The organism is Pseudomonas corni (genome assembly GCF_057128765.1).
In genome coordinates, this window is the sequence record NZ_JBSKHW010000018.1 from 39,874 (window position 1) to 58,412 (window position 18,539).

13 protein-coding genes are annotated in these 18,539 nt (G+C 57.5%); 8 read left to right on the plus strand and 5 right to left on the minus strand.

Annotated features, from left to right (window positions below; genetic code table 11):
- The first annotated feature begins 176 nt into the window (after nt 1-176).
- The 6 genes from ACWKV9_RS23465 to brnQ all read left to right on the plus strand — a co-directional run bounded on the left by ACWKV9_RS23465 (nt 177) and on the right by brnQ (nt 9,953).
- Nucleotides 177-3,008 carry a 2-oxoglutarate dehydrogenase E1 component gene (locus ACWKV9_RS23465; protein ID WP_483838493.1) on the plus strand — a complete coding sequence of 944 codons (2,832 nt, stop codon included), beginning with the start codon at nt 177-179 and terminating at the stop codon, nt 3,006-3,008.
- Between the two features lie 41 nt (nt 3,009-3,049).
- Nucleotides 3,050-4,294, plus strand: coding sequence for a 2-oxoglutarate dehydrogenase complex dihydrolipoyllysine-residue succinyltransferase (odhB, locus tag ACWKV9_RS23470; RefSeq protein ID WP_483838494.1), 1,245 nt, complete (start codon nt 3,050-3,052; stop codon nt 4,292-4,294).
- Nucleotides 4,295-4,466: 172 nt separating this feature from the next.
- A complete protein-coding gene (gene lpdA, locus ACWKV9_RS23475) occupies nt 4,467-5,903 on the plus strand; it encodes a dihydrolipoyl dehydrogenase (RefSeq protein ID WP_483838495.1) in 1,437 nt (478 codons plus the stop codon).
- A 206-nt stretch (nt 5,904-6,109) separates the two neighbouring features.
- Entirely contained in the window at nt 6,110-7,276 is a 1,167-nt protein-coding gene (gene sucC, locus ACWKV9_RS23480) for an ADP-forming succinate--CoA ligase subunit beta (RefSeq protein ID WP_483838496.1), read from the plus strand.
- Nucleotides 7,276-8,163 (plus strand): succinate--CoA ligase subunit alpha, encoded by an 888-nt coding sequence (gene sucD / locus ACWKV9_RS23485; protein ID WP_483838497.1) that lies wholly within the window; start codon nt 7,276-7,278, stop codon nt 8,161-8,163. Before sucC ends, sucD begins: the two co-directional genes overlap by 1 nt.
- A gap of 476 nt (nt 8,164-8,639) precedes the next feature.
- Nucleotides 8,640-9,953, plus strand: a complete 1,314-nt coding sequence (gene brnQ / locus ACWKV9_RS23490) for a branched-chain amino acid transport system II carrier protein (RefSeq protein ID WP_483838498.1) — start codon at nt 8,640-8,642, stop codon at nt 9,951-9,953.
- A 98-nt stretch (nt 9,954-10,051) separates the two neighbouring features.
- Here brnQ and ACWKV9_RS23495 read toward each other — a convergent pair whose 3' ends face one another.
- A complete protein-coding gene (locus ACWKV9_RS23495) occupies nt 10,052-10,306 on the minus strand; it encodes a hypothetical protein (RefSeq protein WP_483838499.1) in 255 nt (84 codons plus the stop codon).
- 320 nt (nt 10,307-10,626) lie between these two features.
- On the opposite strand from ACWKV9_RS23495, the gene htpG reads away from it, so the two are divergent.
- Both htpG and ACWKV9_RS23505 read left to right on the plus strand, forming a co-directional pair.
- A complete protein-coding gene (htpG, locus tag ACWKV9_RS23500) occupies nt 10,627-12,531 on the plus strand; it encodes a molecular chaperone HtpG (protein WP_483838500.1) in 1,905 nt (634 codons plus the stop codon).
- Between the two features lie 87 nt (nt 12,532-12,618).
- The gene (locus ACWKV9_RS23505) at nt 12,619-13,344 is read left to right on the plus strand and encodes a dienelactone hydrolase family protein (protein WP_483838501.1); all 726 of its coding nucleotides are present in this window, start codon (nt 12,619-12,621) and stop codon (nt 13,342-13,344) included.
- A gap of 116 nt (nt 13,345-13,460) precedes the next feature.
- Here ACWKV9_RS23505 and ACWKV9_RS23510 read toward each other — a convergent pair whose 3' ends face one another.
- The 4 genes from ACWKV9_RS23510 to ACWKV9_RS23525 all read right to left on the minus strand — a co-directional run bounded on the left by ACWKV9_RS23510 (nt 13,461) and on the right by ACWKV9_RS23525 (nt 18,448).
- Nucleotides 13,461-14,342 carry a pirin family protein gene (locus ACWKV9_RS23510; protein WP_483838502.1) on the minus strand — a complete coding sequence of 294 codons (882 nt, stop codon included), beginning with the start codon at nt 14,340-14,342 and terminating at the stop codon, nt 13,461-13,463.
- 216 nt (nt 14,343-14,558) lie between these two features.
- Complete coding sequence (fabB, locus tag ACWKV9_RS23515; RefSeq protein ID WP_483838503.1) at nt 14,559-15,779, minus strand: beta-ketoacyl-ACP synthase I; 1,221 nt, start codon at nt 15,777-15,779, stop codon at nt 14,559-14,561.
- A 10-nt stretch (nt 15,780-15,789) separates the two neighbouring features.
- Nucleotides 15,790-16,305, minus strand: a complete 516-nt coding sequence (gene fabA, locus ACWKV9_RS23520) for a 3-hydroxyacyl-[acyl-carrier-protein] dehydratase FabA (protein ID WP_483838504.1) — start codon at nt 16,303-16,305, stop codon at nt 15,790-15,792.
- A 214-nt stretch (nt 16,306-16,519) separates the two neighbouring features.
- Complete coding sequence (locus tag ACWKV9_RS23525; RefSeq protein ID WP_483838505.1) at nt 16,520-18,448, minus strand: response regulator; 1,929 nt, start codon at nt 18,446-18,448, stop codon at nt 16,520-16,522.
- Nucleotides 18,449-18,539: the final 91 nt, after the last annotated feature.

Here is an 18,539-nt window from a genome sequence, read left to right on the forward strand (position 1 = left end):
CGGCTGATTTGGCTGCGGCTCTTATTTTGAAGAAATGAGACCAGCAGGGGCATCCGGGCTGGTACCCGGACTATCAGCCTGATTCCTGGTGGCTTGTTACAGTCGCTGCATATGGACTATTCAAGCTCGCTGTGGCATCTGCGCCGATGGTGTCCCCTTACCGAGGGTGACCAAGCATGCAAGAAAGCGTGATGCAGCGCATGTGGAACAGTGCCCACCTATCCGGTGGTAACGCTGCCTATGTGGAAGAGCTCTATGAGCTCTACCTGCACGACCCTAACGCTGTGCCAGAAGAGTGGCGCACCTACTTTCAGAAGCTGCCAGCTGACGGCAGCACTGCCACCGATGTATCGCATTCGACAATTCGCGATCATTTCGTGTTGCTGGGTAAAAACCAGCGCCGCGCTCAACCGGTCTCTGCCGGCAGCGTGAGCAGCGAGCACGAGAAGAAGCAAGTTGAAGTACTGCGGCTTATCCAGGCATTCCGTATGCGCGGCCATCAGGGTGCGCAACTCGATCCTCTGGGTTTGTGGAAGCGCACTGCGCCAGCTGACCTGTCGATCAACCATTACGGTTTGACCGACGCTGACCTCGACACCACTTTCCGTGCCGGCGACCTGTACATCGGCAAGGAGGAAGCGAGCCTACGCGAAATCGTTGACGCCTTGCAGAAGACATATTGCCGCACCATCGGTGCCGAGTTCACGCATATCGTCGATTCCACCCAGCGCAACTGGTTCATGCAGCGCCTCGAAAGCGTGCGCGGCCGTCCAGCATTCTCCGCCGACATTCAGAGCCATCTGCTCGAGCGCGTCACCGCGGCTGAAGGGCTGGAAAAATACCTGGGTACCAAATACCCGGGCACCAAGCGTTTCGGTCTGGAAGGCGGCGAAAGCCTGATTCCTATGCTCGACGAACTTATCCAGCGTTCCGGCTCCTACGGCACCAAGGAAATCGTCATCGGCATGGCCCACCGTGGCCGTCTGAACGTGCTGGTCAATACCTTCGGCAAGAACCCGCGTGATCTGTTCGACGAGTTCGAAGGCAAGAAGAAAGTCGAGCTGGGCTCCGGTGACGTTAAGTACCACCAGGGTTTCTCTTCCAACGTCATGACCACCGGCGGCGAAGTTCACCTGGCGATGGCATTCAACCCGTCTCACCTGGAGATCGTTTCTCCGGTGGTCGAAGGGTCGGTGCGTGCGCGTCAGGATCGTCGTAACGATGCGACCGGCGAAAAAGTCTTGCCGATTTCGCTCCACGGCGACGCTGCGTTTGCGGGTCAGGGCGTTGTGCTCGAAACCTTCCAGATGTCGCAGACCCGCGGCTTCAAGACCGGCGGCACGATTCACATCGTGATCAACAACCAGGTCGGCTTCACCATCAGCAACCAGGAAGACTCGCGCTCAACCGAGTACGCGACCGACGTTGCCAAGATGATTCAGGCGCCGATTCTCCATGTGAATGGCGATGACCCTGAAGCCGTTGTGTTCGTGACGCAGCTGGCCATCGACTACCGCATGCAATTCAAGCGTGATGTGGTTATCGACCTGGTTTGCTACCGCCGTCGCGGTCACAACGAAGCGGACGAGCCAAGCGGCACCCAGCCGCTGATGTACCAGCAGATCGCCAAGCAACGCACCACCCGCGAGCTGTACGCAGACTATCTGGCCAATGCCGGCATCCTCGATGCCGCCGCTGCACAAGCCAAGGTCGACGAGTACCGCAACGCCCTCGACAACGGCATGCACGTTGTCAAAAGTCTGGTCAAAGAGCCGAACAAAGAACTGTTCGTTGACTGGCGTCCTTATCTGGGCCACGCCTGGACTGCGCGTCACGACACCAGCTTCGACCTCAAGACCCTGCAGGAACTGTCGGCCAAGCTGATGGAATTGCCAGAAGGTTTCGTGGTTCAGCGTCAGGTTCAGAAGATCTACGAAGACCGTCAGAAAATGCAACAGGGCGGCCTGCCGATCAACTGGGGTTACGCCGAAACCATGGCGTACGCGACCCTGGCGTTCGAAGGTCACCAGGTGCGTCTTACCGGTCAGGACGTCGGTCGTGGCACGTTCTCTCACCGTCATGCCGTTCTGCATAACCAGAAAGACGCGAGCACGTACGTTCCGCTGCAAAATCTGTATGCCGGTCAGCCACGCTTTGACCTGTACGACTCCTTCCTGTCGGAAGAAGCCGTTCTGGCCTTCGAGTACGGTTATTCGACCACCCAGCCTAGCGCACTGGTTATCTGGGAAGCTCAGTTCGGCGATTTCGCCAACGGCGCTCAGGTTGTCATCGACCAGTTCATCACCAGCGGTGAGCACAAGTGGGGCCGTCTTTGCGGTCTGACGATGTTGCTGCCTCACGGTTATGAAGGGCAGGGGCCAGAGCACTCGTCCGCACGTCTTGAGCGTTACTTGCAAGGCTGCGCCGAGCACAACATCCAGGTTTGCGTTCCGACCACTCCGGCTCAGATCTACCATCTGCTGCGTCGTCAGGTGATCCGTCCGCTACGTAAGCCGTTGATCGTGCTGACGCCCAAGTCGTTGCTGCGCCACAAGCTGGCCATCTCGACGCTGGAAGACCTGGCTCATGGCTCCTTCCAGACAGTTATCCCGGAAATCGATACGCTCGATGCCGCCAAGGTGACCCGTCTGGTGATGTGCAGTGGCAAGGTCTACTACGATCTGCTGGAAAAACGTCGTGCCGAAGGCCGTGAAGATATCGCCATCGTGCGTATCGAACAGCTCTATCCGTTCCCGGAAGACGACCTGATGGACGCAATCGCGTCGTACACCAATCTGACGAATGTCGTCTGGTGTCAGGAAGAACCGATGAACCAGGGCGCTTGGTACAGCAGTCAGCATCACTTGCGCCGTAGCATCGGCAACCACAACCGCAATCTCGTGCTCGAGTATGCCGGTCGTGACGCTTCTGCTGCTCCAGCTTGTGGCTACGCATCGATGCACGCCGAACAGCAGGAAAAACTGCTGAAAGACGCGTTCACTGTTTAACGCCTTCGCGCATTTGAAACCGAATTAAGGAATTTTGAATAATGGCTATTGAGATCAAAGCCCCCTCTTTCCCGGAATCTGTTGCCGACGGCACCATTTCCAAATGGCACAAGCAACCGGGTGAAGCGGTAAAACGTGACGAGCTGCTGGTCGACATCGAGACTGACAAAGTCGTTCTCGAAGTCCTGGCCGAAGCCGACGGCGTCCTGGCATCGATCGTAAAAGGCGAGGGCGAAACCGTCCTCTCCAATGAGCTGATCGCAACTCTGGACGCGGGTGGCACTGCGTCGGCTGCTCCGGCTGCCGCTGCTGCGCCCGCTGCCGCACCTGCATCTGCACCTGCTCAGGCCGCTTCGGCGCCAGCTGCTCCGGCTGCTGACGATGACGCCATTGGCGGTCCTGCTGCCCGCAAACTGGCTGAAGAAAACGGCATCAACCTGTCCAGCGTCAAAGGCACAGGCAAAGACGGCCGCATCACCAAAGAAGACATCGTTGCCGCTGTAGAAGCGAAGAAATCCGCCCCTGCTGCTGCACCGGCTGCCAAACCTGCTGCTGCCGCTGCTCCTGTCGTAGCCGCGGGCGACCGCACCGAGAAGCGCGTACCGATGACTCGCGTACGTGCCACCGTTGCCAAGCGTCTGGTCGAAGCACAGTCGAACATGGCCATGCTGACCACTTTCAACGAAGTCGACATGACTGAAGTCATGGCCCTGCGTTCGAAGTACAAGGACCTGTTCGAGAAGTCCCACAACGGCGTGCGCCTGGGCTTCATGTCGTTCTTCGTCAAGGCCGCTACCGAAGCGCTGAAACGCTTCCCGGCAGTCAACGCGTCGATCGACGGTTCGGACATCGTTTACCACGGCTACGCTGACGTCGGTGTTGCTGTGTCCAGCGACCGTGGTCTGGTGGTTCCGGTCCTGCGTAACGCAGAACACATGAGCCTGGCTGAAATCGAAGGCGGCATCGCTGCCTACGGCAAAAAAGCCCGTGACGGCAAGCTGTCCATCGACGAGATGACTGGCGGCACGTTCACCATCACCAACGGCGGCACTTTCGGTTCGATGATGTCGACCCCGATCGTCAACCCGCCACAGGCCGCCATTCTCGGCATGCACAACATCCTGCAGCGCCCGATGGCGATCAACGGTCAGGTTGTGATTCGTCCGATGATGTACCTGGCTCTGTCCTACGATCACCGTTTGATCGATGGTAAAGAGGCCGTGACGTTCCTGGTCACCATCAAGAACCTGCTGGAAGATCCGGCTCGTCTGTTGCTGGATATCTGATTCAAAGACAGCTGTAAGCCGCAAGCGCCAAGCTGCACGTAAAAGCAGCCTGGCGCCGGTGCTTGGGGCGTCGCAACATCCTAATGAGCAGGCTGCAACTCGTCTGTAAAGCATCACGGATCAGCTTGCAGCTTGTGGCTTGAAGCTCGCAGCTAAAGAGGAACTCTTTGTTATGTCCCAGAAATTCGACGTGGTAGTGATTGGCGCAGGCCCTGGCGGTTATGTTGCCGCCATCAAGGCTGCGCAACTTGGTCTCAAGACTGCCTGCATCGAGAAATATCAGGACAAGGAGGGCAAACTGGCCCTTGGCGGCACTTGCCTGAACGTGGGTTGCATTCCATCCAAAGCGCTGCTGGACAGCTCCTGGAAATTCTACGAAGCCAAAAACGGCTTTGCTGTTCACGGTATTACCACTTCTGAAGTGAAGATGGACGTGACGGCCATGATTGGCCGCAAGGCGCAGATCGTCAAAGGCCTGACCGGTGGCGTTGCCAGCCTGTTCAAAGCCAACGGCGTAACGTCCCTGCAAGGCCACGGCAAGCTGCTGGCCGGCAAGAAAGTCGAGCTGACCGGCGTTGATGGCACCGTTGAAATCATCGAAGCCGATCACGTGATCCTGGCTTCGGGCTCGCGTCCGATCGATATCCCGCCTGCACCCGTCAACCAGGTCACCATCGTCGATTCGACTGGCGCATTGGAATTCCCGTCCGTGCCTGAACGTCTGTGCGTAATCGGTGCTGGCGTTATCGGTCTGGAACTGGGTTCAGTCTGGGCTCGCCTGGGTTCCAAGGTCACCGTTCTGGAAGCGCTGGAGAAGTTCCTGCCAGCCGCTGACGAAGCCGTTGCAAAAGAAGCGCAGAAGACCTTCACCAAGCAAGGCCTGGACATCAAGCTGGGCGCCCGCGTTACCGGTTCTAAAGTCAACGGCGATGAAGTCGTTGTGACCTACACCGACAAGGAAGGCGAGCAGAACATCACGTTTGATCGCGTGATCGTCGCTGTCGGCCGTCGTCCTGTGACCACTGATCTACTGGCTTCGGACAGCGGTGTGGACATCGACGAACGCGGCTTCGTTTTCGTCAACGATCAGTGCGAAACCAGCGTTCCTGGCGTTTACGCGATCGGTGACGTGGTTCGTGGTCTGATGCTGGCCCACAAGGCCTCTGAAGAAGGCATCATGGTCGTCGAGCGCATCAAGGGTCACAAGACTCAGATGAACTACGACCTGATCCCGTCGGTTATCTACACCCACCCGGAAATCGCCTGGGTAGGCAAAACCGAGCAGACCTTGAAGGCTGAAGGCGTAGAAGTTAATGTCGGCTCCTTCCCGTTCGCGGCCAGTGGTCGCGCAATGGCGGCGAACGATACCGGCGGTTTCGTCAAAGTCATCGCTGATGCCAAGACCGACCGCGTACTGGGTGTTCACGTCATCGGTCCGGGCGCAGCAGAATTGGTACAGCAAGGCGCGATCGGTATGGAGTTCGGCACCAGTGCCGAAGACATCGGCATGATGGTCTTCTCCCACCCGACGTTGTCTGAAGCGCTGCACGAAGCAGCTCTGGCAGTGAATGGCGGCGCCATCCACATCCAGAACAAGAAAAAACGCTAAGACAAAAAGAAACCACGACGCACAGCCCGTCGTGAGCCTTGCGAGCAAGGTTCACCGCGGAAAGTACGTCGGACTCGACCCTTCGGAACGCCTTGGGCACGTATGCGTATGTGCCTCGGGCGACCGGGAGTAGCGGTCACAGGTGGTGCGGCACGTTTCGACGCGCAGCACCGAATGCGCAGTACCTAACGAAGACGGTAATAAGCATGAATCTTCACGAGTATCAGGGTAAGCAGCTGTTCGCTGAGTACGGCCTGCCAGTATCCAAAGGCTACGCAGTAGACACCCCGCAAGCAGCAGCAGAAGCTTGCGACAAGATTGGCGGAACCGAGTGGGTCGTCAAAGCCCAGGTTCACGCTGGTGGTCGCGGCAAAGCGGGCGGCGTCAAGTTGGTTCGCAGCAAAGAAGACGCAGCGGCATTCGCTCAGCAATGGCTGGGCAAGCGTCTGGTGACTTACCAGACTGATGCGGCCGGTCAGCCAGTTACCAAGATCCTGGTTGAATCCTGCACTGACATCGCCAAAGAGCTGTACCTGGGCGCTGTAGTCGATCGCTCGAGCCGTCGCATCGTGTTCATGGCGTCCACCGAAGGTGGCGTGGACATCGAGAAAATCGCTCACGACACTCCTGAGAAGATCCTCAAGGCCACCATCGATCCACTGGTTGGCGCTCAGCCATTCCAGGGTCGCGATCTGGCATTCCAGCTGGGTCTGGAAGGCAAGCAGGTCACTCAGTTCGCCAAGATCTTCACCGGTCTTGCCAAGCTGTTCCAGGACCACGATCTGGCCCTGCTGGAAGTGAACCCGCTGGTGATCAAGGCTGACGGCGATCTGCATTGCCTCGACGCCAAGATCAACATCGACGCCAACGCTATGTACCGTCAGCCAAAGCTGAAGGCTTTCCACGACCCATCGCAAGATGACCCACGTGAAGCCCACGCTGCCAAGTTCGAACTGAACTACGTGGCACTGGAAGGCAACATCGGCTGCATGGTCAACGGTGCTGGCCTGGCCATGGGTACCATGGACATCGTCAATCTGCATGGCGGCAAACCAGCCAACTTCCTTGACGTTGGCGGCGGTGCTACCAAAGAACGCGTTACCGAAGCGTTCAAGATCATCCTGTCCGACACCAATGTTGCCGCCGTTCTGGTCAACATCTTCGGCGGTATCGTTCGTTGCGACATGATTGCTGAAGGCATCATCGGCGCAGTGAAGGAAGTAGGCGTGAAAATCCCGGTCGTTGTGCGTCTTGAAGGCAACAACGCTGACCTGGGCGCCAAAGTACTGGCAGAAAGCGGCCTGAACATCATCGCAGCTACCAGCCTGACCGACGCTGCTCAACAAGTCGTCAAAGCTGCGGAGGGCAAATAATGAGCGTCCTGATCAACAAAGACACCAAAGTTATCTGCCAGGGCTTCACTGGCTCGCAGGGTACTTTCCACTCCGAACAAGCCATTGCCTACGGCACTAAAATGGTTGGCGGCGTGACTCCAGGCAAAGGCGGCACCACGCACCTGAACCTGCCCGTGTTCAACACTGTTCGCGAAGCAGTAGAAAAAACCGGCGCCACCGCATCGGTCATCTACGTTCCGGCTCCTTTCTGCAAAGATTCGATCCTGGAAGCAGCGTTCGGCGGCATCAAGCTGATCATCTGCATCACCGAAGGCATTCCTACCCTGGATATGCTGGATGCCAAGGTCAAGTGCGACGAGCTGGGTGTAGTCCTGATCGGCCCTAACTGCCCAGGTGTTATCACTCCGGGCGAGTGCAAGATCGGCATCATGCCAGGTCACATTCACTTGCCAGGTAAAGTCGGTATCGTGTCGCGTTCCGGCACCCTGACTTACGAAGCTGTGAAGCAGACCACTGACGCCGGTTTCGGTCAGTCGACTTGTGTTGGTATCGGTGGTGACCCGATTCCGGGTTCGAACTTCATCGACATCCTGAAGCTGTTCCAGGAAGACCCGAAGACCGAAGCGATCGTCATGATCGGTGAGATCGGCGGTTCGGCTGAAGAAGAAGCGGCTGCCTACATCAAGGCACACGTGACCAAGCCGGTTGTTTCCTACATCGCTGGTGTGACTGCTCCTCCGGGCAAGCGCATGGGCCATGCTGGTGCAATCATCTCTGGCGGAAAAGGCACTGCAGACGAGAAGTTCGCTGCACTGCAGGACGCGGGCGTTAAAACCGTGCGTTCGCTGGCAGACATCGGCAAAGCCCTGGCTGAGCTGACTGGTTGGGAAGTGAAGAAGGCTTAATCGCCGTCTGATCACTGCTTGATCGACAAAAGCCACCTTCGGGTGGCTTTTGTGTTTCTGGCGTCCCTGTTCGGCGCGCGGCCTTGGTCAACCGCTAATGGAAAACTTGTGGGAGCGGACCTGTCCGCGAATCGGTCAGTAAATCCGCTACACCTCTATCGCCAGACATACCGTATTCGCGAACAGGTTCGCTCCCACATTAGATCCGCGGCGCCGCTAGTTTTCGCGCCTGCTCCAAAAAGCCTGGGATGCATTTATCTGTAGGACATGTCCGATATGCGACACGAACGTGCAGGCATCGGTCGGTGCGCCCTGTATCGGTGCGAGAAATAAGGTAGGCTAGCCGCCATTTTGCGCTGCAGGCCCCACAAGGACCTGCGTTGCGCGACGGGCCATCCCTAAAAGGGTTGGCGGCATTTCCCCCATCCCTCGGGAAATCCTCTTCTTAATTCCGATTCAGCAGTGTGGTTTCTTCGATGAAAGTGTTGAAAGGTCAGGACATCCTGGCACTGGGTTTCATGACGTTCGCGTTGTTCGTGGGCGCCGGCAACATCATCTTTCCCCCGATCGTTGGCTTGCAGGCCGGTCCTCATGTGTGGATGGCGGCACTGGGCTTTCTGGTCACGGCAGTAGGCCTTCCCGTCGTCACCGTCATCGCACTGGCCAAGGTCGGCGGCGCCATGGACGCGTTGAGCAGTCCGATTGGTAAAGTCGCAGGGGGCGTTCTCGCAGCCGTTGCCTATCTTGCGGTGGGGCCGCTGTTTGCGACACCTCGCACCGCGACCGTCTCATTTGAAGTAGGTCTGGCGCCGTTGACCGGCGAAAGCCCTCTCGCATTGTTCCTCTACAGCCTGGTTTATTTCCTGTTGGTGTTTTGGGTGTCGCTCTATCCCGGCCGGTTGCTGGACACTGTCGGGCGCTTTCTCGCACCGCTGAAAATCATCGCGCTGGCCGTATTGGGTATCGCAGCGTTCGCGTTGCCAGCAGGCGATATCGGTACTGCAGAGCCTGCTTACGTCGCCGCTCCGTTTTCCCAAGGCTTTATCAACGGCTACCTCACCATGGACACGCTGGGGGCACTGGTCTTCGGTATCGTGATCGTCAACGCCATTCGCTCAAGAGGCGTTGAATCGCCCCGATTGATCACCCGTTACGCCATCATTGCCGGCCTGATTGCCGGTGTCGGTCTGGCGCTGGTCTATATCAGCCTGTTCCGTCTGGGTTCAGGCAGCCACGCGGTCGCCGCTGGCGCAAGCAATGGCGCTGCAGTGCTCCATACTTACGTGCAACATACCTTCGGATCGCTGGGCAGTGGCTTCCTCGCGGTACTTATTTCGCTCGCTTGTCTGGTAACGGCAGTAGGGCTGACCTGCGCTTGCGCTGAGTATTTCAGCCGGGTATTGCCGCTGTCCTACAAGACCTTGGTCATCCTTCTGGCAGCGTTCTCTTTGCTGGTATCCAACCTGGGGCTAACCAACCTTATCCAGTTTTCCATCCCGGTGCTGACGGCCATCTATCCGCCATGCATTGCGCTGGTCGCATTGAGCTTCTGTAAGGATTTCTGGTACGAACAAGGTCGCATCGTCGCGCCGGTGATGCTGGTATCGCTGCTGTTCGGGATGGTCGATGCGTTTAAAGGCGCAGGCTTCGCAGACTACTTGCCATCGACATTGGCCCACCTGCCGCTCAGCGAGCAAGGGCTGGCCTGGCTGGTGCCCGCGCTGATCACGTTATTGTGTGCGTTTGTGGTAGATCGGGTGCTGGGCAAGCGAGCCGAGGCGCTGGCTTGAAGGGAAGGGCGGTCAGCATAATCCTGACGGTTTGATCTTCTGCCCAAAACAATAAAGCCCGCTGAGTGCGGGCTTTATTGTTTTTGAAACTTGGGGCTTTACTGCTTAGTTGGGGCAGGAGCCTGCTGATTTGCCTCTTTAGCGCGCTCTTGCGCAGCTTCGGCGTTTTTCTGAGCAGCTTCCTGACTTTCTTTGGCAGCGTCGTTTACTTTGTCTTGAGCCTTTTGCATCGACTCCTGGGATTCTTGAGCGGCCTTATTGGCATCTTGTTGTTTGTCCTCGGATTTCTTGTCGCAGGCAGCGAGACCGAGGGTGGCAGAAAGCATCAGGGCGATGGCTAAAGATTTACGCATGGGGTGTTTCTCCTTATTGAATATCTACGAGCCTTCGAGCATGGGCCTATAAGTTAAGTTCCACATTTCGCGTATAGAAATGAATAAGTGTTTCAGTGCCCTTACGCATGGCTTAGTTTGCCCGACGGGTTAAACGTTTTTGCTCTATTGAGTGTGCGCGGTTATCGCTAATTGCAGCCTGGCACGGCGCAGATTCAACGATCCTGTTTTCACGCCTCTTGAAATCCGTCTGCCAGCCCCCACCTTGATGACAACCCGCTGCCAAGCTCAGGTCTGACCTGACTTGGTGACTAATGCCATCTGATCGGAGTTTGATGACCATGAGTGTGGAAACTCAAAAGGAAACCCTGGGCTTCCAGACCGAGGTAAAGCAGCTGCTGCACCTCATGATCCATTCGCTGTACTCGAACAAGGAGATTTTTCTCCGCGAATTGATCTCGAACGCCTCTGACGCTGTCGACAAATTGCGCTTTGAAGCCTTGTCGCAACCGGACCTGCTCGAAGGCGGCGCAGAACTGAAAATCCGCGTGAGCTTCGATAAAGACGCCAACACCGTCACCCTCGAAGACAACGGGATCGGCATGAGCCGTGAAGACGCAGTCACCCATTTGGGCACGATTGCCAAATCCGGTACTGCCGACTTCATGAAGCACTTGTCTGGCGACCAGAAAAAAGACTCGCACCTGATCGGTCAGTTTGGCGTCGGCTTCTACTCGGCCTTTATCGTCGCTGACAAAGTGGATGTTTACAGTCGCCGTGCCGGCCTCGCTGCCAGCGAAGGCGTGCATTGGTCGTCCAAGGGCGAAGGCGAATTCGAAATCGCCACCGTCGAGAAGGCCGAGCGTGGTACGCGTATCGTGCTGCACCTCAAGCCGGGCGAAAACGAGTTTGCTGACGGTTACCGTCTGCGCAACATCATCAAGAAGTACTCCGATCACATCGCTTTGCCGATCGAGCTGCCTAAAGAACAGGCCGCTGCTGAAGGCGAGGAGAAGCCTGCCGCCGAGTGGGAAACCGTCAACCGCGCCAGCGCACTCTGGACCCGTCCGCGTACTGAAGTGAAGGACGAGGAATACCAGGAGTTCTACAAGCACGTCGCTCACGATTTCGAGAACCCGCTGAGCTGGAGCCATAACAAGGTCGAAGGCAAGCTGGAATATAACTCGCTGTTGTACGTACCGGCCCGCGCCCCGTTCGACCTGTACCAGCGCGAAGCGCCACGTGGCCTGAAGCTCTATGTTCAGCGCGTGTTCGTCATGGATCAGGCTGAATCGTTCTTGCCGCTGTACCTGCGCTTCATCAAGGGTGTGGTCGATTCCAATGACCTGTCACTCAACGTTTCCCGAGAAATCCTGCAGAAAGATCCGATCATCGATTCGATGAAGTCGGCTTTGACCAAGCGCGTCTTGGACATGCTGGAAAAACTGGCGAAGAACGAACCAGAGCAATACAAAGGCTTTTGGAAAAACTTCGGTCAGGTCATGAAAGAAGGCCCGGCAGAAGACTTCGCCAACAAGGAAAAAATCGCCGGACTGTTGCGCTTCGCTTCCACCTCCAGCGAAGACGGCGAGCAAAGCGTTTCCCTGGCCGAGTACCTTGCTCGCGCCAAGGAAGGTCAGGACAAGATTTATTACCTCACTGGCGAAAGCTACGCGCAGGTCAAAAACAGTCCTCACCTGGAAGTCTTCCGCAAGAAAGGCATCGAAGTGCTGTTGCTGACCGATCGCATCGATGAGTGGCTGATGAGCTACGTCAGCGACTTCGATGGCAAGGGTTTTGTCGACGTGGCCCGCGGTGATCTGGACTTGGGCAAGCTTGATTCCGAAGAGGACAAGAAGGCTCAGGAAGAAGTCGCCAAGGACAAGGAAGGTCTGATCGAGCGTCTGAAGTCCGCGTTGGGCGAGGCTGTCAGCGAAGTGCGGGTTTCCCACCGACTGACTGATTCGCCTGCGATCCTGGCTATCGGTGAGCAGGATCTGGGACTGCAAATGCGTCAGATCCTTGAAGCCAGTGGTCAGAAGGTGCCGGATTCCAAGCCCATCTTCGAATTCAACCCAAGCCACCCGCTGATCGGCAAGCTGGACAACGAGCAAAACGAAGAGCGCTTTGGCGATCTGTCGCACATCTTGTTTGATCAGGCTGCGCTGGCTGCAGGCGATAGCTTGAAAGATCCGGCTGCTTACGTACGCCGTTTGAACAAGTTATTGGTCGAGCTGTCGGTTTAACATCAGGTGAATGCAAAACCCGCTTCGGCGGGTTTTGTCATTTTGCGGTATCCGTTTTCACTACTTTCCTTAATGCAGGAGTCAGCAATGAGCAACGTTACTGTCCGTTCCGTGGTGTATCAGGTTGACGGCGAGAGCTACGAGAGCCGTCTGGCATTCACTGAGGGCGCAAGCGCAGGTCCTGGCCTGGTGATGGCCCCTAATTGGATGGGTGTCGGTGAAGGCGCAGAGCAAATTGCCAAAAACGTGGCAGCTCAGGGTTACGTGGTCATGCTGGCCGACCTCTATGGTCAGAGCGTGCGTCCGCAAAATGGCGACGAAGCGCTTGCCGCCATGATGCCGCTGAAAAATGATCGCGCATTGCTGAACAAGCGCATGCAGGCAGCGCTCGATCAACTGACGGCTCAAAAGGATGCAGCGGTAGATGCTGGCAAACTGGCGACCTTCGGCTTCTGCTTCGGTGGTTGCTGCTCTCTGGAATTGGCGCGCACCGGGGCTCCGTTGAAAGCCGCTGTCTCATTCCACGGCACCCTCGATACGCCGAACCCGGCTGATGCCAAGAACATCAAAGGCTCGGTGCTGGTGATGCACGGTGCTTCCGATCCCCTGGTGCCCAAAGAGCAGTTGCCGGCCTTTGAAGACGAAATGAACGCTGCTGGCGTGGATTGGCAGCTGCTGAGTTACGGCGGTGCGTACCACTCGTTCACGGACCCTGAAGCCAACAATCCGGGCAAGCAGATGTACAACAAGAAAGTCTCGGACCGCGCGTTCCAGTCCATGTACAACTTGCTGGATGAAGTATTCGCCAAGTAACGCACAATCTTCTGTAGGAGCGAACTTGTTCGCGAGCGGTTATTGCAATCGGCCAGGATGCATTGAATGCACCGCCGCCTCGCGAACAAGTTCGCCCTTACGGGGGAATTGTTAGTTTACAACGGCTGTGGTCTGGCTTTCGGACTGGCCGGCAACTCAATCCGCTCCACTTCCCCCGGCACCGTTGGCCAATCACCGGCTGCCCACTTCGCCCGAGCCTGGTCAATTAACGCGGCATCGCTGGCGACGAAATTCCAGTTCATCCTCCTCGGCCCGTCCAGTGCCGTACCGCCGATCAAAACGGCGTGGCACTCGCTTTCTGCACACAATGTCGGCTCATCGCCAGGTGTGAGCACCACCAGGCTGCGGGCTTCAACCGGTTCGCCATCCAACAGCACGTCGCCCTCGATCACATACAGCGCGCGTTGTTCGTGTTCATTGGGGATCATCAGCGTTGTCGCGTTCTGCAGGTGCAGTTCGGCATACAACGTGGGTGAGAGTACTGGCACGGGCGATGTCAGGCAGAAGCCGCTGCCAGCGATCATGCGTATTCTGATGCCCATGCTGTCGCTAACGGGCAGTTCGTCAGCCCGGTGATGGCTGTAGTGACTTTCGCCTTGCTCGTGAGCTTTGGGCGATGCCAGCCATACTTGCAGGCCATGCAGCCTTGAGCCGCTTTGCAACAAGTCTTCAGGCGTGCGCTCTACGTGTGCGATCGCACGTCCGGCCGTCATCCAGCTGACTTCGCCGGACTGCACGTGCTGATCGCTACCCAGACTGTCCTTGTGCTGGATCTGCCCTTCGAACAAGTAGGTCAGCGTCGACAGACCAATGTGCGGATGCTGGCGAATGTCCATGCCGTGACCGGGGGCGTAGTCCGTTTCCAGCATGTGATCGAAGAACACGAACGGGCCAACGCTGCGGCATTGCGCAGAGGGAAGGGGACGCAGAATCGGCTGGCCTTCGACGTCTTCGGCTCGGGGTTTGATGGTCAGCATGTCGTGGCTCTCGACGGGGTAGGTGGCATGGGCAGAGCTTAAACCGTGAGCGTTCCTCTGTGGGAGGGAGCTTGCTCGCGATGCGTTATTTGTCCTATGGGGGTTGATTGGATTTACCACCCTCATGGTGAGCAGGCTCCCTCCCACGGTATCCATGGATTTCCAACAAAAAAGGCGCCTCGAAAGGCGCCTTTTCAGGTGTTACGTGTGAGCGACTTACTTGCCAGTCCAGCGCTTCATCACCAGGGTGGCGTTGGTGCCGCCGAAGCCGAAGCTGTTGCTCATCACTTGATTGACCTGCACATCTTCGCGGGTCTTGGTCAGGATCGGCATGTCAGCGACGGCCGGGTCCAGCTCGTCGATGTTGGCCGAACCAGCCATGAAGTTGCCTTCCATCATCAGCAGGCAGTAGATCGCTTCGTGAACGCCAGCGGCGCCCAGGGAGTGACCGGACAGGCTCTTGGTGGAGCTGATGGCCGGAGCGTTGCCAGCGAACACTTCACGTACGCCTTCCATTTCCTTGACGTCGCCGACAGGAGTGGAGGTACCGTGGGTGTTGAGGTAGTCGATTGGGCCTTCAACGGTGGACAGCGCCTGCTGCATGCAGCGGATTGCGCCTTCGCCGCTTGGGGCAACCATGTCGTAGCCATCGGACGTCGCGCCGTAACCGACCAGTTCCGCGTAGATTTTCGCGCCACGGGCCAGAGCGTGTTCCAGTTCCTCGACCACCACCATGCCGCCGCCGCCAGCAATGACGAAGCCATCACGGTCTGCGTCATAGGCGCGGGACGCTTGTTCCGGAGTGTCGTTACGCTTGCTGGACAGCGCGCCCATTGCGTCGAACAGGAACGACTGGCTCCAATGCTCTTCTTCACCGCCGCCGGCGAACACGATGTCCTGCTTGCCCATCTGGATCTGTTCCATGGCGGTACCGATGCAGTGAGCACTGGTGGCGCAGGCAGAAGCGATGGAGTAGTTCAGGCCTTTGATCTTGAAGGGCGTCGCAAGACATGCCGAAACCGTGCTGCTCATGGTGCGGGTCACGCGGTACGGACCTACACGCTTGACGCCTTTTTCGCGCAGGATATCCAGCGCTTCCATCTGGTTGAGCGTCGAAGCGCCACCCGAACCTGCCACCAGACCGGTGCGCGGGTTGGAAACCTGCTCTTCGGTCAGGCCGGAGTCGGCAACGGCGTCCTTCATTGCCAGGTAGGCATAGGCCGCAGCATGGCCGACAAAACGATAGATCTTGCGATCGATCAGTTCTTCGAGGTTGAGGTCGATGGAGCCGGATACCTGGCTGCGCAGACCCATTTCGGCATATTCCGGGTTGAATCGGATGCCAGGGCGGCTTGCACGCAGGTTGGCGGAGACGGTGTCTTTGTCATTGCCCAAGCAGGAAACAATGCCCAGACCAGTGATAACGACGCGGCGCATGCGAATACCCTTAGAAATTTTCAGTGGAAGTGAACACGCCGACGCGAAGGCCTTCGGCAGTGTAGATCTCGCGACCGTCAACGCTGACCGAACCGTCGGCGATGGCCAGGTTAAGCTTGCCTTTGAGGACGCGTTTGATCTGAATGTTGTAGGTGACTTTCTTGGCGGTCGGAAGGACCTGGCCAAAGAACTTCACTTCGCCGGAGCCCAGTGCGCGACCGCGGCCCGGCAGGCCTTGCCAGCCCAGAAAGAAACCGACCAGTTGCCACATGGCATCAAGGCCCAGGCAACCTGGCATCACCGGATCACCTTCGAAGTGACAGGCGAAGAACCACAGGTCCGGAGTGATATCCAGTTCGGCGACCAATTCACCTTTGGCGAACTTGCCGCCTTCTTCACTGATGTGAGTGATGCGATCAACCATCAGCATGTTGGGGGCGGGCAGTTGCGCGTTACCTGGGCCAAACAGCTCGCCGCGACTGCAGCGCAGCAGGTCTTCCCGGGTAAAGGCGTTTTGTTTGGTCATGCAAGCTCCTCGATAATCCTGTGCGGCAGGGGTGCAGGGTTTAGAAGTGCTACCCAATCTGACCAGCGGGTCATTCCTCTGCTGGCAGCCTACTCATAGACTATGTCGTTGTAGTGAAAGTCACAGCACGGGCGAAATGAATGTACACCTGTGCACTGAAATTTTTCGTCCGCAGCTTTCCACGTGACGAATCGGCACATAAGACTGCCGCAATTTAGCATTTATCGCCAGTCGCAGATGCCTTAGCGGTCAGCCAGCGCTGCAAAACCTGCTGCAAATCAGTACGTTTGAACGGCTTGGCGAGGTAATCGTTCATTCCGGCTTGCAGACAAATGTCTCGGTCACCGTGGCGGGCGTTGGCAGTCAGGGCAATTATCGGCAGCGATTCGAGGCCCGGCATTTCCCTGATTCGCCGCGTTGCCTCGTAGCCGTCCATGACCGGCAGTCGGCAATCCATTAATACCAGCGCAAATTTTTCTTTACTCACCATGCTCACCGCCTGTGCGCCATCGCCTGCAACGCTGACCAGCAACCCCAGGCTGCGTAACATGGCTTCAACGACTGTTCGGTTGACCGGATTGTCTTCAACCAGCAGCACTCTGGCATCGGGACTGTGTTGTGGGTCATGGGCCGCCAGCTCTGCGGCGTCAGCCAGTGACCTATGCACCAGTCGCAGCGGGATCTGCAGCGTAAACAATGAGCCGAGCCCTTCATGGCTTTCGGCAGTCAGCGTGCCGCCCATTCGTTCGGCCAGATTGCGCGCGATAGGCAGGCCCAACCCGGTGCCGCCGTAGCGCCGGGAGATCGAGTTATCGGCCTGCTGAAACGGGTCAAACATCAGTTCAAGAAATTGGGGGGAAATCCCGATGCCACTGTCCCGGACCGCGCATTTGAAATTGACGTGTTCGGCATCGGCCAGGGTCCACATTGTTTCGACGCGCACGCTGCCAAACTCGGTGAACTTGAGCGCGTTGCCGATCAAATTGACCAACACCTGGCGAATACGCGTCGGATCGCCCCTGACTTGCAGTCGATCAATACCTTCATGCAGCTCAAGGTCCAGGGCCAGACCGCGTTGCTGAGCATTGTGAGCAAACGCCTGTACCGAAGTCGTAAGCAGTTCTGCAAGGTTGAAGGGAATGTTCTCCAGTTCGAGCGCGTCGCGTTCGAAGCGAGAAAAATCGAGGATGTCGTTGATGACCCGCAGCAAGTGTTCGGTGGACTCGGTAGCAAGTGCCGAGTACTCCGCCTGCTCGTCAGTCATCTTCGTGGTTTCCATCAACTGCAACATACCCAGCACGCCGTTCATGGGCGTGCGCAACTCATGGCTCATCATGGCGAGGAATTCGGACTTGGCGCTGTTCGCCCGTTCCGCTTCCTCACGGGTTCTGATCAACTCATCCATGGCCTGTTTTTGCTCACGGCTGGCTTTCTCCAGATCAAACGCCAGGTTATTGATGTGGCGCGCAAGGTCTCCCAACTCGGCGTCATCGGCCACTGGCAGCGGCGTTGTGTACTCGCCGTTCTGGATCGCCTTGACCGCTTTACTCATGGCGCTGATCGGTTGCGAAAGGCTCAAGGCCAGACGCCGCGCCAGTATGTAAGTGAACAGCAGCGCGAAAAGCGCAAGGATTCCGGCTTTCAGCAGGATTTCCTGTTCGCGCTGATTGAACGCTTCGCTGGACATCCCTACCAATACGCGCCCCAGGTAATCCTCCGTCAAGGCGCTGCCGTCCGCCGAGCCCGGCGCAATGACACCGCCAAGCCTGGTCATTTGCAAACGTATAGGTGACTGGAACACTTCAATCTGCCGCGCTGGCGATTGTTTGCCGCTGGCCTGTTCGACGCGCACCAACACGCGGCCGCTGTTGTCCTGTACTTCAAGAAAGCGCACGTGAGGCGTCGCCATCGTGGCCTTCATCAGGCTTTCCAGCACGCCCTTGTTGCCAACGATCACGCCATATTCACATGCGGGGCCCAGTTGGTTGGCGATGAGTTGGCCGGTGTGGTTGAGTTCCTGGCGCAGATCCTGAATCCGCACAACGGTAAAAAAGCTGATCAACAGCAGGGTCAGCAGCAGTGCAGGCCCAAGGCTGAGGACTTGCGTGCGGGTGCTGATGCTCCACCTGCGCCGCAGCGTCATCGCAGATTACCTGCGCACGTCCGCCCTTTCACGGGGCGTCGACCTTGTGAAGCCGCGCCAGATATGGGCAGCCGGGAATACACGTTCGGAT